The sequence below is a fragment of the Haloarcula sp. Atlit-7R genome, assembly GCF_003666065.1.
In the GTDB taxonomy this organism is placed as follows: domain Archaea; phylum Halobacteriota; class Halobacteria; order Halobacteriales; family Haloarculaceae; genus Haloarcula; species Haloarcula taiwanensis.
Genome location: NZ_QXIK01000011.1, coordinates 46,272 through 60,673, shown reverse-complemented (window position 1 = coordinate 60,673; position 14,402 = coordinate 46,272). Strand labels below are relative to the sequence as shown.

The following is a 14,402-nucleotide window of genomic DNA, read 5'->3' as shown; positions in this document are numbered from 1 at the left end:
ATTGGTGTCTAGAGCGCATCGACCACGCTCCGCAAGCCGTTCGAACCGGCAACCTGCACGCCCAGTCCCCCGCCGGCTCTGCTACCCTGCCTTCCGCACCGTCACCGCCGAATGCTTGTACTCGGGAATCTCGGCGACCGGGTCGAGCGAGTCACCGGTTAGGGCGTTTGCGAGCGGGTCCAGATAGTGGAACGTGCAGAATACGACACCGGGCCGAATAGCCGCCGTCACAGCCGCCGACACTGTCACGCTGCCCCGGCTGTTCTCCACGACGACAGCATCGCCGTCCTCGATACCGCGAGCGGCAGCGTCGTCTGGATGGATTTCGAGCACGTCCTCTCCGCGCATTCGCATGAGCGTCTCCGACCGGCGAGTGAGCGCGCCGCTGTTGAAGTGCTGGAGCGCGCGTCCCGTCGTGAGCACGAGCTGGTCCCCGGAGACGGCATCGGCTGGCGGTGTCGGCGAGACTGGGCGTAGCGGCGCCGTTTGTTCGCCCGAGGCGAACGTCTCCGTGTGGAGCACGTCGGTTCCGGAATCGGCCTCTGCCGGGAACGGCCAGCGCTGGTAGCCCTCACCGATGCCGTCGTAACTCATACCGGCGTACAGCGGAGTGACCCGCGTTAGCTCCTCGAACACCGCTTCAGGCCCGTCGTAGTCGAACGCGTCTGGCTGGTCGACCAACCGATGACCGAGGTCTGTGAGGATATCGAGGTCCCGACGGGCGTTTCCGGGCAGATCGGCGTTCGGCCGCATCCGCATCACCCGCCGGTCCGTGTTGGTCACGGTCCCCGCTTTCTCCGCCCAGCTGCTTCCCGGCAGCACGACATCGGCGTAGTCGACGGTCGCTGTCTCGAAAAGGTCGATGACGACGCAGAAATCGAGGTCGTCAAAGCCGGCCCTGACAGAACTGGCGTTCGGTTCCGTGACGGCCGGGTTCTCGCCGAACACCACCGCAGCCTTGACCGCGTCGCCGAACTGATGTGTCGCAGTCGTCTCCGTCAGGCCGGGTTCGCTCGGCGGCTCGACACCCCACTCGTCGGCGACACGCTGTCGAGCATCCGGGTCCGTAACGGGTTCGTAGCCGGGGAGCACGCTGGGAAGCGCGCCAACGTCGCCGGCCCCCTGGACGTTGTTCTGGCCACGGAGGGGGTTCACACCCGTGCCCGGGCGACCGACGTTGCCGGTCAACAGCGCGAGGTTCAACAGCGCGTGGACGTTGTCGGTCCCGCACGTGTGCTGGCTCATTCCCATCCCGGTGACGATTGCCGCTGTATCGGCCTCGGCGTATGCTCGGGCTGCCTCCCGAACGGTTTCCGGGTCGACGCCGGCTACGTCGGCATCCGATCCGACGTCGACGTTGTCGAGATGTGCCGTCAAGTCTGAATAGCCGGTTGTACGTTCCTCGACAAAGGACTCGTCGACGAGGTCCTCGTCGAGAACGACTTTCGCCATCGAATTGAGGAGTTCGATATCGTATCCGGGGCGAACATCGAGGTGGATGTCGGCGGCATCGGTCGTGTCCGTCTCGCGCGGGTCGATATGGATGAGCGTGGCCCCGTTCCGAATCGCCGGCAGGAAATACGACCGGAAAATGACGGGGTGCTGTTCGGCCGGATTCGCGCCGGTGACGAGCAAACAGTCGGTTTCCGCGAGGTCATCGAGCGTGTTCGTCATCGCTCCGGCACCGAACCGCTCGCTCATCGCGGCGACCGTCGACGAATGACAGAGGCGAGCGCAGTTGTCGACGTTGTTGGTGCCGAGCATCCGCGCAATCTTCTGAAAGACGTAGTTTTCCTCGTTCGTGCAGTTCGAGGACGCGAAGAACTCGACGGCGTCCGGCCCGTGCTGGTCGACGATGTCATTGAGCCGGTCGGCCACGCGAGCCATGGCGGTTTCCCAGGGCGCAGTGGCGAACTGCCCGTTCTCACGGACGAGTGGCTCGGTCAGTCGGTCCCCGTGTTCGACCACGTCGTACGCGGCTCCACCCTTCGGACAGATCTCTCCTTTCGTGTTCACTGGCCCCGCTGTGCCGGTCGCCTTTCCGTTGTCCGCGTACTGTATCGTACAGCCGACGCCGCAGTACGGACAGACTGTCTGCTCGGCCCGGGGATTTCGGTTCTGGTCGGTGCCCATTTCTACGCTGAGTAATGGGAGTGCAGCTACAAGTAGCCGACCGGTAAAACGTAGGCGATTTTATCAGGGTAGCAAAACGACGCCACTTGAACGCCCTAGAACTGTGCTCCGGTCTGGTGTGGGTGACCGTGTGCGGGTGCGCTGCCAGTTTCGAGAGCCACACCACATACTGTAATGGGGCCTCACTCGTAGTACCGGCAGATGCGACTAGCCCTGTCGACTGTGCAACTCGTCGCGCTCCTTGCGGTAGTTCTTGGCACACTGATCGTTGCGATGTCGTTTGCCGTCGATACAACCAGCGCCCGTCCTGAACCAGTCCCGTTTGATAACACTGTCCAGCGTGGGATCACGATGGCCGACGAACAGATCGCCCGGAATCGGAGCATCAGCGTTCCGCGGGCGCAAGTCTTCTACTCACAGTACCGCTACGTTGTCGGCTACGTCGGCATCGATCAGGCTGTGACCGCGCTCACGGAACCGGGGCACGAGCAGCAGTTCGGCTATCCACTTGCGGTGTACGTTTCTGACTACAGTGACCGGCCAGTCAGGTGCGGTGACGACGGCTCGCTCCGGACCGCAACGCCGCCGGACTGGGTCGAAGCTAATCAGGCCTACTACGTCGTCGACGGGTCGGCGCGGGTCCCGTCCGGGTCGGCAGTTGTGCCGTTCGCCGACCGGGACGACGCCGAAGCGTTCACCGATAGCTGTGGCGGTCGAATCGTCGACTGGGAGGCCCTCAAGACACACTCGTTCGACCTCCAGCAGGCGGCGGCAGTCCGAAAACAGGTCGGTCCGCGGCGAAATGATGCGAACGCAATCGTACAGGCAACACGACAGCGTCGAGACCGACCTGTCTCTGTCGAAGTCGGAACCGATGCCCCAACGGTGCAGGCGGCCGTCGATGCGGCCCCGCCGAACACGACGGTCGTTGTCCCGACCGGGACGTACAATGAGCAGGTGACGATAGACAAACCACTCACACTCCGCGGTTCCGGAGCGACGCTCGACGGTGGTGGGAACGGTACTGTCGTGACAGTGACCGCCGACCGGGTCGGCGTCACCGGGTTCGAAATCGTCGGCGTCGGCAACAGGACAGTCGGCGACCCAGCGACGGCCAACGACAGCGCCTGGGACGCGACCGTCACGACCGCCTACGGCAACAGCGACGCCGCCGTGACCGGTCGCAACGTTTCAGGACTGTACGTCGCGAATCTCACCGCCGAGACGCCCGCAAGCGGCGTCGTTCTGCGACAGGCATCCGGCTCGGTCGTCGAGAACGTCACGGTCAACGGGACGGCAGACTGGCAGGACGGGTTTATGGGCGTTATCGGGATGCATGGGCCGATTGTCGTGCAGGACTCGGTGTTCAACGGCGGGCGTGACGGCGTGTATCTCCACCGGGCCGACGGGACCGTCATCCGGAACAACACCTTCCGGGACAACCGCTTCGGCGTCCACCTGATGTACACCTCCCGGTCGCTCGTTGCCGACAACGTCGCCCGGGGACAGGAGTACGCTGGTGTCGTCGTCATGACGAACCCCGTGGCGAACGCCATCGTCGGGAACGACGTGCGCCACTCCGGGAGTGGCGTCATGTTAGCCGGCTCCCGGAGCTATATTGCGCACAACGTGGTGGTCGACACTACTCAGGCGATGTCGACCAACGCCGACCAGTCCCTGTACGAGCACAACGTCCTGTACGGGAACGACATCGGTGTGAGAGCGTCGACAGTCGTCCCGTCGAACATCGTCACCGAGAACGATTTCATCGCAAACGACCGCCACGCCGTCTCCGGGCCGGGGCCGCTACGCGTGTACACACACGACGGCAGAGGGAACTACTGGAGCGGCGCGTACGACCTCACTGGCAAAACTGGCCCGGTGCTGGCCCAGTCCTACTCACCCACCGATTCCGTCGACCGTCGGCTCCATCAGACTGACGCCGCCATCGCCCTCAGGTCGGCCCCGAGCGTCCGGGGTCTCCGAGCGCTTCGCGGCACCACACCCGGCTTTCGCCGGGGAAGCATCGTCGACAGGGCACCTCTGTCGGACCCTGCGAATCCCGAGACCGTCAGGCGACTTCGAAACGAGACAGCCATGGAGGACCCAGCATGACCGGCGAGACGTACCTCACGGCGTCGGATGTCACGAAATCGTACGGTGATGTGACGGCCGTCTCAGAAGTGTCACTCGACATCCCGTCCAACGCCGTCACCGGATTCATCGGTCCGAACGGGTCCGGGAAAACGACGCTCCTGCGCATGCTTCTGGGCGTCGAGCGACCCACAAGCGGCACCGTCTCGTACAGCGGGCCTGACGCCGAACGGCAACTGGGCTACCTGCCACAGCGGCCGACCTTCCGGCCGGGGTTCAGCGTCCGGGAGACGGCCGGATTCTACGCGGACCTCGTCGACGACGATCCGGACCGACTGCTTGAACGTGTCGGCCTCGAAGAAGTGGCCAGCCGCCCCGTCTCAGGACTCTCCGGGGGAATGACGCGCCTGCTGGGAATCGCGCAGGCACTGGCCGGCGACCCGCCGATTGTGATGCTCGACGAGCCAGCGAGCGGGCTCGACCCGGCGATGAGCCGTCTGATATTCGACATCGTCGAATCGATTGCCGACGCCGGTCGCGCCGTGGTTCTGTGCTCGCACGAACTGCCACTCGTCGAGGAAACGGCTGACCGACTGGTTGTGCTCGAGTCCGGTCGCCTTGTCCGAACCGGGTCGGTTGCATCTCTGCGGGAACAGACCGGCGGGCCGCTCCACGAGACGTTTACAGCGCTTCTCGAACAGGACAGAACCACTATCGCTGCGCCGGGGGGAGAGAAGCCATGACAGCGGGCGGTCGCTTCTGGACGGTCTTCGTCCGAGAGGTCCGGAGCGCAGTCAGGACACGCACATATATCGCCCTCGGTGTGGTCACGGGGGTTGTTCTGTTCGGCCTCGCCCACGCCGGCGGTGGCCCAGCCGGCGGCTACGTTCCAACCGTCGTTGATACGCTCGTCGCCGTCGAAGTACTCGTGCCGACGCTTGCCTTTGCCGTCGGCTATCGCGCGATTGCTGACCCCGCCGTCCGGGGCGAACTCGACATCCTCGACACCTATCCGCTGTCGACGTGGGCGTACGTCGGCGGAGTGTACGCGGGCCGCGCCCTGCTGTTGCTCACTATTGTCGTCGGTCCGTTGCTGGCGCTGGGCATCAACGTGGCGACGACTGCAGGACCGGAGACGACAGTGTTTGCGAGCCATCGCGGCGTCGACTCACCGTTCCTGTTCATCCGGTTTATCGCGCTGACCGTCCTGTATGCGCTCTCCTCGCTGACTATCGCGTTCCTGCTGTCAGCGCTCGCCGGCAGCCGGGGCCGGGCGCTTGTGCTCGCACTCGCCGGGCTGCTCGTCCTCACTGTCGGAAGTGATCTGGCGGTATTCGCAGCGCTTGACACCGGTGTTACCACGGACACCCTCGGCGGCGCGCTCGCCATGACCCCGGCGGGAGCCTACCGCGGACTCGTGTTCGATCAGGTCCTGTACGTCGCTGTTCCGGGCCGGTCGGCGTTCGTCCCGACGTGGGTCGCCTCCCTTTCGTTGCTGTTCTGGTGGGGACTCACGTTTGTGGGGGCGATGCTCGCGACGGATGCGGCCTGAGTTCAGCCGTCGTCTGCCGCGGCCGCGAGCCCTTCGTCGACCAGCCGCGTGAACCGGTCGATAAGACGATCTGTAAGCGACGGACGAACCGCCGCAAGCAGCCGCTGTGTCTCGTCCGGGTCAGTCAGGGTCACGACGACACGACCCCGGTCACCGTACGACTTCTCGAGTATCTCTGCGTCGGCCAGTGCCGAAACGTGCCAGGAAACCGTACTCCGGGCGACGCCCAGCCGGTCGGTCAGTTCGTCTGCTGACAGGGACTCCGCTTCCAGAAGATGCAAGAGAATCGTCCGCGCAGTCTCCCGCCGGGCAAAGGCGAGTACACGCCGCTCCCAGGGGTCGTACTCCCGGCTGTAATAGTGCGTTTTACCCTGAATCTCTTCGGCGACGATATCGCCGGCACGGCGCAGTTTCCGCAGGTGATACTGTGCCTGGCCAGTCGCGATATCGAGATCTGCTGCAAGCGCGTTGAAATGAACTCCCGGTTTGGACTCGACGTGGGAACGCACTTGCTCAGTAACCGTGGACATTGTCTTCAAGACAGCGTTCTATCCACCGAAACAACAGGGTATCGAACGTTCTCACCGCGTGGGAACTCGCCTACATTCCGCCGACTAGTTCCCGCGATATCTCCTCTGCGGGGAGCGTCTGACCGCCGTGTTCTTCGGCAAACGACTCGGCGTCCCCGCTGTCGCTAAACGGAACGATAGCGGTCCCCATCGCACCCTCTACCTCGGAGTTCGCGACGACAGTGAGGCGTTCCGTCGAAGCGAAGGCTTCTCGCCCCAGATGGCGAGAGATAATTGTCTTGCCCCCGTCGGTCTGGGTCTCGTAGTCGCGTGTACTGTAGTCGGTGAGGAACGTTTCCGCGGGCGTCCACCCCGATTGTTCTTTGGCGAATCGGTGGCGATACGTGCAGGTCGTACTGCAGAACCGTGCCGGCGGGTCGTGGCCCTCGGGCGAATTGTTCTGATAGTACGTTTGGCCGGCTGGCCCCGGGTGCTGGTCGATAACCATTCCACACTGGTCACAGTTCTGGCCGCTTTCGATGCTGACCGGGTCCATCTCCTCACTGGTTCCCAGACACCCCGAAAGCGAGACGACGGCCACAGTCCCAGCCCCGGCCAAGAAGCATCGCCGTGTGAACCCTGTTGTGTGTTTGGACATACGAGGTAGTACACTGAACGACACCAAATGGTTCATGGTGCGACCGTCGAAACGCCGGTCAGTCGGGGACGCTCGGCGGTGCGACCGAATAGATCGCACTCAGTACCAGCAGCGCGATCAGGAAGTCGAACCCGTGCTCAGTGAGGTGGTGTACGACCATCGGGACGACACCGAGAACGGTCCCGATACCGACCACGGACCGCACGACCAGTAACCCGATAGCGACGGTCAACAGCACGTACGGGCGTGACCGGCGCCGGCGTGTACTGACCGCTGCGACGACAAACAGCGCCACCGTTCCGAGTGTAGCGAGGCCTAGTACGGCGATCAACACTGCGGATTGACCGGGACCGATCCAGTCAGCCGTCGGTTGGAGCATCTCTCAATAGTCTGTTTCGAACAGTAGCACTGGAATCGGTTTCGGTCGCCGTCGCTGCCGCCGCTGAATCACAGACGGATGTACTCAGACACACCTCCACCGGCGAACCCCTGTTCGAACGGATCTGTCGCCCTCTCAGGTAGCCACCAGCACTGGCCGCCCCGCGTTCTGGACAACCCGGTCTGTCACACTGCCGATCTGGTTGCCTTTGCTGTGAGAATGGCCGTGGTAGCCGAGCACGACCAGATCGGCGTCGACCTCGTCTGTATAGCTGATAATTTCCAGGTACGGGTTCCCGTGACAGCATCGAGTGGTGACCTCGACGTCAACGGCGTCGCCTCTCTCGGCGACTTCTGCCAGCGCAGGCTCCCATCCTATTTCAATCTACTTACAATCCTCACTTAGTTGCACCTTATTACACGTAGCGCCCGCCAACAGCGGAATCTGCCAGCTTCTACTGGCGCAGGAGTATCGTCATTTCAGTAATGTCGTCCGGTTGTACCACGAGCAACCGACAGTCACGGTTCGATGTTCTCCCGAAAGTCGGGAGCCAGTCCGGTCTGCTTGATTCCGGTGAGGTCCGTTATCTCGAATTCGTAAAGCGCGACTCCGCCGGACGTGGTGGCCGTCTGGAGCGTGTTGGGTCGCCAGGCGTTTTGTGTCATCGCCGTAATCTCTGCCCACTCGTCTTCTGGGACACTGTTGATATCCCCGGCAAGCATCACGCTCTGCCACTCAAACGCGGTGTCAATCTCGTAAACGAGAAACCGGCCGCGGCCGGCCCGCTCAGTTAGGTCCGCTTTCTGACTTGACTCGCCCAGCAGGTACGTGAAATAGAGACACGCCCCATCGTCGAAGCCGTACGAGAGCGGCAGCAGATACGGAACATCTGTTGTCGGAAGCCCGAGGACGCCGGTTGAGTGTGTGGCGAGGAACTCCTGTATCTCCTCGTCGTCCATCCGCTCAAGTCCGTACGCCTCTAATTCATCGATTGTCATAGCTCGCGTCTGATCATCCAGTTACGTATCCTGAATGTAACCCCACGGTAAAAAAAGTAGAGCGCGCTCCTCAGGGAGAGGCCGCCTACTGTGTGGCACAGATACTGCGCCATCTCCGAACGGACCCGGTACTCGTTATATTCCCGGGACACATCCCGCCGAGAACTCGTGATAATCCCGGTAAAACAGTTGGGTGCTACACCCACCTACCGGATTTCTAATAACGTGAGAACCACGACTGCAGTTTATTGACTGACAGCAACGAGCTGTAAACACAGCAATGTTCGATTCAATCCTGGTTCCGACCGACGGCAGCGAGCACGCAACCCGGGCCGCTGAACACGGGGCAGCGCTTGCGCGTGCGTTCAGCGGGACTCTGCACGTCATGGCTGTCATCGATACGCGAACGGCGGGCGGACCATTCAGCAGTGGTGAACTCGACGACGAGACACGCGACCGCATGAGGGCCGACGCCGACGCAGCAGTCACGGCCATCACAGACGCGGTGGACGCCGCTGGAGCGATACAGACGACTATCCGCACGGGCAATCCTGTCGACGAGATCTGTGCATACCGCGACGACCACGATATCGACCTGATTGCGATGGGAACGCACGGTCGTACCGGTGTCGGGCGATATCTCGCCGGGAGCGTGACAGAGAGCGTCGTCCGGCAGGCCGATGTCCCCGTTTTTACCGTCCGCGCAACCGAACAGAGTCGCGAGACCGACTCCTACGACGACATTCTCATCCCGACGGACGGAAGCACATCCGCAACGGCTGCTGTCGAACCGGCATGCGAGATTGCAGCGCAGTTCGATTCTCGCGTTCACGTTCTGAACGTCGTCAACCTCGGCGACGTGGCGACCGGTTCGGAATACACGCTGCCGAAAGACTTGATCGATACTCTGGAATCACAAGGTGAGAAGGTGACCGAGCGGATTGCAGCGCAAGCACGCGAGTCCGGCGTGGACGCTGTCACGCAGGTCGTCGATGGATTCCCGGCGGCAGATATTCTCGATTACGCTGAGGAGAACGATGTCGATCTGATTGCGATGGGGACGGCCGGCCGGACTGGGCTCAATCGGTTCCTCATGGGAAGCACGACAGAACGGGTCATCAGACACGCTGACATGCCTGTGATGGCAGTCAATGCCCGAGACCAGCGTGGCGACAAAGCCTGAAAACAGCGTCATGCGTTTCTGTCTGCCAGCGCCTGACTGCCTACGGCTTCGGCCATGTCCCCAGCGAGCCAGCAGTCAGATGCGGCTCGACCGTGCACTTATTGCTGTTCCTGTTGTGACAGTAACTATGTCCGCGGACAACCCGATTACGATGACGGACGAGGAACGGGACGCGCTTCTGGGCAACGGGGGGACGGGCGTCCTCTCGCTGGCTGCCGGCGACGCACCGCCACACTCGGTTCCGGTATCATACGGGTACGACGCGCCGACTACTACCTTCTATTTCCGGCTGGCTGTCGGCGCTGAGAAGTCGAAGGGCGAACTCAGCGACCGCTCGGCGACGTTCGTTACCTATCGCGAGACAGAGACTGGGTGGCAGAGTGTGGCCGCCAGCGGTCGACTTGAAGATGTCGAACGGGAGGGAATTGAGACGGACACGCTAGCGGGACTCGAACACGTCGACATTCCGCTGGTCGACATCTTCGAACGCCCGCTCCGCGAGGTGACATTCGAATTTTACCGCCTCGTGCCGGATGACCTGACGGGACGAACCGAACTCTAACACGAGACGGCTTTCAGCAGTACCGGCGAGTGCGAGTATGGATATCATACAATTGATGCGTCCATTCCCCGTCGAAACCAGCGTCTCAAAGAAGCACTGCCGTACTACGGAGGCAAACTCGTATCAACACAGCGGTAGATCTGCCGTCCATGTCCGAAGCCGCCCACACGCAACCAACTGCCGACGTTCTTTCCGGACTCGACAGCGAGTCTGCCGGGCTATCGGCGTCGGAAGCCCGCTCTCGGCGCGACAGACACGGCGAGAACGAAATCACGCAGGGCAGCAAACGGACACCACTCGATATCGCTGTTGCACAGTTCGATAGCGGCCTTATCTGGGTTTTCGTTGCGGCCGCGATACTGTCCGTGTGGGCGGGACACGCTGTCGACGCAGTCCTGATAGCCGTGATTGTAGTCGGGAACGGTCTGTTCGGCTTCGTACAGGACTACCGTGCAGAGGGGACGCTCGAATCCTTGCGAGAACTGACCGCTCCAACCGCGACAGTCAGGCGCGACGGCAAATCTGTCGAGGTCGACGCAACCGAACTCGTCCCGGGTGACGTTATCGAACTGGAGAGCGGTGACGTCGTTCCAGCCGACGGTCGGTTGATTGACTGTCAGTCCTTGGAAGTAGACGAAGCAGCGCTCACTGGTGAGAGCACGCCGGTCGCGAAGGGAACTGAGCCGGTCGGAACCGATACACCGCTTGCGGAGCGCGAACCGATGGTGTACAAGGGGACGAACGTCACGCGCGGTTCGGCTGTCGCCGTCATCACGACAACCGGGATGAACACTGAGGCCGGGTCCATCGCCCGCCAGCTCGCGGGCACGGAGGAAACCGACACACCACTCCAGACTGAACTCGACGCACTCGGGCGGACACTCGGTATCGGTGTGATAGCCCTTGCTGCGCTCGTGGTTCCACTTCTCGTTCTCCAGGGGACCGAACTGGTGCAGGCGGCACTCACCGCGATATCGCTCGCGGTGGCTGCGGTTCCGGAAGGCCTTCCAGCGGTGGTGACGCTAACGCTGGCCCTCGGTGTCCGAAAAATGGCCGACGAAAACGCGCTCGTGCGGCGCTTGCCCGCCGTCGAGGCGCTGGGCTCCGTCGATGTCATCTGTACGGACAAGACCGGAACGCTGACTGAGGGACGGATGTCAGTTAGTCGGATCTGGGTCAACAGCGCCGTTGTCGACACTGACGAGATAGATGGGGAATCCTTGCCGGACCGCGTTGCCAAAGTGCTTCGTGCAGGGACACTGTGTAGCGATGCGACTCTTGAGGAGGGCGACCCGACGGAGCAGGCCATCGTCATAGCGGCTGATAAGTCCGGCATCAACGTCGAACGTCTCCGTGAGGCGTACCCGAGAACGGACGAGATACCGTTCTCCTCGGAGCGCAAGTGGATGGGCACTGTGCACGATGACACGGTCTATGTCAAAGGCGCACCCGAAGTCATCCTCTCGAAGTGCGCCCGTGTCCTCACCGACACTGGGCCGGCGGACCTGACGGCCGACAGCGCCGAGCAGATCAGGGGGCAAGTCAGGGCGTTCGCTGACGACGCGCTCAGGGTGCTCGCCGTGGCGTACTCAGCGGACGCCGACGTGGTCGAACGCGATGACACGACCGGGCGGGCCGACGATATCAGCGACGACCTGATCTTCGCCGGGCTGATCGGCATGATCGACCCGGCCCGTGGAGAGGTCGCCGACGCGATTGCGGCGACTGAGCGTGCCGGCGTCGGCGTGAAGATGGTGACCGGGGACAACGTCCGGACCGCCGCGGCCATCGCTGGCGAACTCGGGATCGGCGAGCGCGTGATGGACGGCCCCGACGTCGAGGATTGCTCCGAGGCAGCGCTCCGTGACCGTGTCGAGTCTGTGGACGTGTTCGCACGCACGTCTCCTGAGCACAAAGTACGGATTCTGCAAGCGTTACAGGCGAACGGCCATACCGTCGCAATGACTGGCGACGGGGTCAACGACGCACCGGCGCTGAAAAACGCCGATATCGGCGTCGCAATGGGCGTCCGCGGAACTGACGTGGCCAAACAGGCCAGCGATGTTATCCTGCTGGACGATAACTACGCGACAATCGAGCGGGCAATCGAGCGCGGACGGGCGATCTTCGACAACGTCTGGAAGTTCGTCGGGTACCTGCTGAGTGCCAATGTGGCAGAAGTGGCTATCGTCTTTCTCGCCTCGCTCTTTGGCTACCTCGTCTTGCCGGCGGTGCAGTTGCTGTGGATTAATCTCCTGACTGACGGACTGCCAGCGCTCGCGCTTGGGGCCGACCCGAAAAGCGGCGACGTGATGCAGCGGCCGCCCAGAGACCCGGACCGGGGCATCATCGACCGCGAGATGCTCGCACTCATCGGGGGCACAGGAGTCATTTCGACAGCCGTAATGCTCGGGCTGCTACTGGTCACGCTTGCAGGCGCACCCACAGTCACGCCTTACGCGATGACGATGGTGTTCACCGGGTTCGTCTTCCTCGAATTCGAGAAACTGCACGTGATTCGCTGGCTCCGGGAGACACCGCAACTGTCGAACCGGTGGCTGGCCTCCGCCGTTTGTGGGTCGGTACTCCTGCAGCTCGCCGTCCTGTACACTCCTCTCAACACCTACTTCGGGACGGTCCCGCTCGGCTTCGCCGACTGGGGGTTGATCGGTGGGGCTCTCTTGCTCGCCTTGCCGCTGTACCTCGCTGTCGCCAGCGGCGTGAAGCGTCTGTAACGCTCTGAGCCGTGGCCCCTAGAGGTGTCCGTTGAGCACCTTCGCGGCGACCAGCACCGGGTCCCAGACGGGGCTGAACGGCGGCGCGTACGCCAGGTCAAGTCGTTCCAGTTCGTCGACAGTCATATCAGCCTCGATGGCCGTCGCGAGCGTGTCGATACGTATCGCCGCACGGTCTTCGCCGACGATTGCACCGCCCAGCAGGCGACCGCTCTTCCGGTCTGCGACCAGTGTCACGTCGGTGTCGTCGCCGCCGGGGTAGTACCCTGACCGGGAGCCGGCGGTGACTGTTTTCGATACCGGGTCGAACCCGGCAGCGCTGGCCTCTTCGTGGTCGAGGAGGCCGACGCGCCCGCATTCGAGGTCGAACGCCTTCACGACGGCTGTCCCGGCGATATCGCCGACGAGGGAGGGGTCACCAGCGACGGTCTGCCCGATTGCGCGACCGGCCCGGTTCGCAGTCAGTCCGAGCGGAACCCAGTCGGGCGCATCGGTCACGGCGTGGCGGTCCTCGGCGCAGTCCCCGGCGGCGTAGACGCCATCGACGTTCGTCGCCCCGTACTCGTCGACCGCTATCGCCCCGGAACCGCCCAGTTCAACCGGTGTGTCTGTGACGAGTGCGGTGTTCGGCCGGATGCCGATACCGACCAGTGCGAGGCCCATATCGGTGGTGCCGCTGTCGTGAGCGACTGACGCAACACGCCCGTTTTCGTCGCCGACGAGTTCGTCTACAGCGGTGTTCAGATGCAGCGTCACGCCCTGCTCCCGGAGGTGGTCGGCAACGCGCTCGCCCACTGCTTCCCCGAACGGCGGCAGGAGGTGGCCCGACCGCTGGAAGAGGTGCGTCTCCACGTCGTGGGCGCGGAACGCCTCGGCCATCTCCACGCCGACGTAGCCGCCGCCGACGATGGCGACGCGCTCGGGTGGCTCCCAGTCGGTATACTTTTTCACGAGCGCCGTATCGACGTATTCGATACTCGTGTCGACGGCGTCGTCGTCAGGTCCGGACAGCGCGGCGCGGACTGCGGCGGCCGAGTCCAGCCCGTGCATCGTGAACGCGCCGTCGAGGTCCGCCCCTGCGATCGGTCCAGTCACGGCGTGTGCACCTGTCGCGACGAGCAGATCGCCGTATGGCTGGTCGAACGTCTCGCCGTCGTGCGCGACGGTGACCGTCTCGGCATCGGTATCGACGCTGACGACCTCGTGGTCCCGGCGAAGGTCGATACCTCGTTCGGCCGCCTGCTCGGGCGACAGCGAGAGGAGGTCAGTCAGCCGCTCGACAGTTCTCTTCACGTAGTACGGCGTCCCGCAGTGGGCGTAGGACACCCACTCACCCTTCTCGAAGACAATCACGCCACGGTCCGGTGCCTCACGGGCGAACTTGCTCGCGGCGCTTAGCCCGGCTGCGTCGCCACCGATGACTACGAACGGGTCTGTCATACAGTCCGTTGCGTCGCTGCAGTACTTAGTGTTGAGTGAGAAATGGGTAACTGCAGAGACCACTGTGAATATTTGTGTCCGGAGCGGATTCGAATTGGCTGTCCGGTGGTTCCCGTGAAAGACATGGACGGCCTTCGATTCAGCCGCGCTGTGGGTCGA

General features: G+C 63.0%; 13 protein-coding genes. 6 read left to right on the top strand and 7 right to left on the bottom strand.

The features are described from left to right. Nucleotides 1-81: 81 nt before the first annotated feature. Nucleotides 82-2,133 carry a formate dehydrogenase subunit alpha gene (gene fdhF, locus D3D01_RS17730; RefSeq protein WP_121513155.1) on the bottom strand — a complete coding sequence of 684 codons (2,052 nt, stop codon included), beginning with the start codon at nucleotides 2,131-2,133 and terminating at the stop codon, nucleotides 82-84. 201 nt (nucleotides 2,134-2,334) lie between these two features. Here fdhF and D3D01_RS17725 point away from each other — a divergent pair, with 201 nt between their 5' ends. Genes D3D01_RS17725 through D3D01_RS17715 form a run of 3 tightly spaced genes read left to right on the top strand, consistent with a single transcriptional unit; the run spans nucleotide 2,335 to nucleotide 5,779 of the window. Then, the gene (locus tag D3D01_RS17725; protein ID WP_101351595.1) at nucleotides 2,335-4,248 is read left to right on the top strand and encodes a NosD domain-containing protein; all 1,914 of its coding nucleotides are present in this window, start codon (nucleotides 2,335-2,337) and stop codon (nucleotides 4,246-4,248) included. Beyond that, nucleotides 4,245-4,970 (top strand): ABC transporter ATP-binding protein, encoded by a 726-nt coding sequence (locus D3D01_RS17720; RefSeq protein ID WP_101351594.1) that lies wholly within the window; start codon nucleotides 4,245-4,247, stop codon nucleotides 4,968-4,970. Before D3D01_RS17725 ends, D3D01_RS17720 begins: the two co-directional genes overlap by 4 nt. After that, complete coding sequence (locus D3D01_RS17715; RefSeq protein ID WP_101351593.1) at nucleotides 4,967-5,779, top strand: ABC transporter permease; 813 nt, start codon at nucleotides 4,967-4,969, stop codon at nucleotides 5,777-5,779. Before D3D01_RS17720 ends, D3D01_RS17715 begins: the two co-directional genes overlap by 4 nt. Before the next feature lie 2 nt (nucleotides 5,780-5,781). Here the strand turns inward: D3D01_RS17715 and D3D01_RS17710 are convergent, their stop codons facing one another. The 5 genes from D3D01_RS17710 to D3D01_RS17690 form a co-directional block, all read right to left on the bottom strand. Next, nucleotides 5,782-6,309 (bottom strand): helix-turn-helix domain-containing protein, encoded by a 528-nt coding sequence (locus tag D3D01_RS17710; protein WP_121513154.1) that lies wholly within the window; start codon nucleotides 6,307-6,309, stop codon nucleotides 5,782-5,784. 70 nt (nucleotides 6,310-6,379) lie between these two features. Next, a complete protein-coding gene (locus D3D01_RS17705) occupies nucleotides 6,380-6,946 on the bottom strand; it encodes a nitrous oxide reductase accessory protein NosL (protein ID WP_101351591.1) in 567 nt (188 codons plus the stop codon). Between the two features lie 58 nt (nucleotides 6,947-7,004). Then, a complete protein-coding gene (locus tag D3D01_RS17700) occupies nucleotides 7,005-7,325 on the bottom strand; it encodes a hypothetical protein (protein ID WP_101351590.1) in 321 nt (106 codons plus the stop codon). Nucleotides 7,326-7,460: 135 nt separating this feature from the next. After that, nucleotides 7,461-7,685, bottom strand: coding sequence for a universal stress protein (locus D3D01_RS17695; protein ID WP_232794593.1), 225 nt, complete (start codon nucleotides 7,683-7,685; stop codon nucleotides 7,461-7,463). Nucleotides 7,686-7,843: 158 nt separating this feature from the next. Next, the gene (locus tag D3D01_RS17690) at nucleotides 7,844-8,323 is read right to left on the bottom strand and encodes a pyridoxamine 5'-phosphate oxidase family protein (protein WP_101351589.1); all 480 of its coding nucleotides are present in this window, start codon (nucleotides 8,321-8,323) and stop codon (nucleotides 7,844-7,846) included. A gap of 280 nt (nucleotides 8,324-8,603) precedes the next feature. Between D3D01_RS17690 and D3D01_RS17685 the strand changes: the two genes are divergently transcribed. The 3 genes from D3D01_RS17685 (at nucleotide 8,604) to D3D01_RS17675 (ending at nucleotide 12,803) form a co-directional block, all read left to right on the top strand. Continuing rightward, nucleotides 8,604-9,506, top strand: coding sequence for a universal stress protein (locus D3D01_RS17685; protein ID WP_121513153.1), 903 nt, complete (start codon nucleotides 8,604-8,606; stop codon nucleotides 9,504-9,506). 127 nt (nucleotides 9,507-9,633) lie between these two features. Further along, nucleotides 9,634-10,068, top strand: coding sequence for a pyridoxamine 5'-phosphate oxidase family protein (locus D3D01_RS17680; RefSeq protein WP_101351587.1), 435 nt, complete (start codon nucleotides 9,634-9,636; stop codon nucleotides 10,066-10,068). A 149-nt stretch (nucleotides 10,069-10,217) separates the two neighbouring features. After that, nucleotides 10,218-12,803 (top strand): calcium-translocating P-type ATPase, PMCA-type, encoded by a 2,586-nt coding sequence (locus D3D01_RS17675; RefSeq protein ID WP_121513152.1) that lies wholly within the window; start codon nucleotides 10,218-10,220, stop codon nucleotides 12,801-12,803. An 18-nt stretch (nucleotides 12,804-12,821) separates the two neighbouring features. On the opposite strand, the gene D3D01_RS17670 is transcribed toward D3D01_RS17675, so the two are convergent. Continuing rightward, nucleotides 12,822-14,243 carry an FAD-dependent oxidoreductase gene (locus D3D01_RS17670; RefSeq protein ID WP_121513151.1) on the bottom strand — a complete coding sequence of 474 codons (1,422 nt, stop codon included), beginning with the start codon at nucleotides 14,241-14,243 and terminating at the stop codon, nucleotides 12,822-12,824. Between the last annotated feature and the right edge of the window lie 159 nt (nucleotides 14,244-14,402).

Coding starts and splice junctions, on each gene's coding strand:
- D3D01_RS17690 (WP_101351589.1), bottom strand. CDS start 8,323: ATGACAATCGATGAATTAGAGGCGTACGGACTTGAGCGGATGGACGAC.
- D3D01_RS17725 (WP_101351595.1), top strand. CDS start 2,335: ATGCGACTAGCCCTGTCGACTGTGCAACTCGTCGCGCTCCTTGCGGTA.
- D3D01_RS17685 (WP_121513153.1), top strand. CDS start 8,604: ATGTTCGATTCAATCCTGGTTCCGACCGACGGCAGCGAGCACGCAACC.
- fdhF (WP_121513155.1), bottom strand. CDS start 2,133: ATGGGCACCGACCAGAACCGAAATCCCCGGGCCGAGCAGACAGTCTGT.
- D3D01_RS17710 (WP_121513154.1), bottom strand. CDS start 6,309: ATGTCCACGGTTACTGAGCAAGTGCGTTCCCACGTCGAGTCCAAACCG.
- D3D01_RS17680 (WP_101351587.1), top strand. CDS start 9,634: ATGTCCGCGGACAACCCGATTACGATGACGGACGAGGAACGGGACGCG.
- D3D01_RS17720 (WP_101351594.1), top strand. CDS start 4,245: ATGACCGGCGAGACGTACCTCACGGCGTCGGATGTCACGAAATCGTAC.
- D3D01_RS17705 (WP_101351591.1), bottom strand. CDS start 6,946: ATGTCCAAACACACAACAGGGTTCACACGGCGATGCTTCTTGGCCGGG.
- D3D01_RS17670 (WP_121513151.1), bottom strand. CDS start 14,243: ATGACAGACCCGTTCGTAGTCATCGGTGGCGACGCAGCCGGGCTAAGC.
- D3D01_RS17715 (WP_101351593.1), top strand. CDS start 4,967: ATGACAGCGGGCGGTCGCTTCTGGACGGTCTTCGTCCGAGAGGTCCGG.
- D3D01_RS17700 (WP_101351590.1), bottom strand. CDS start 7,325: ATGCTCCAACCGACGGCTGACTGGATCGGTCCCGGTCAATCCGCAGTG.
- D3D01_RS17675 (WP_121513152.1), top strand. CDS start 10,218: ATGTCCGAAGCCGCCCACACGCAACCAACTGCCGACGTTCTTTCCGGA.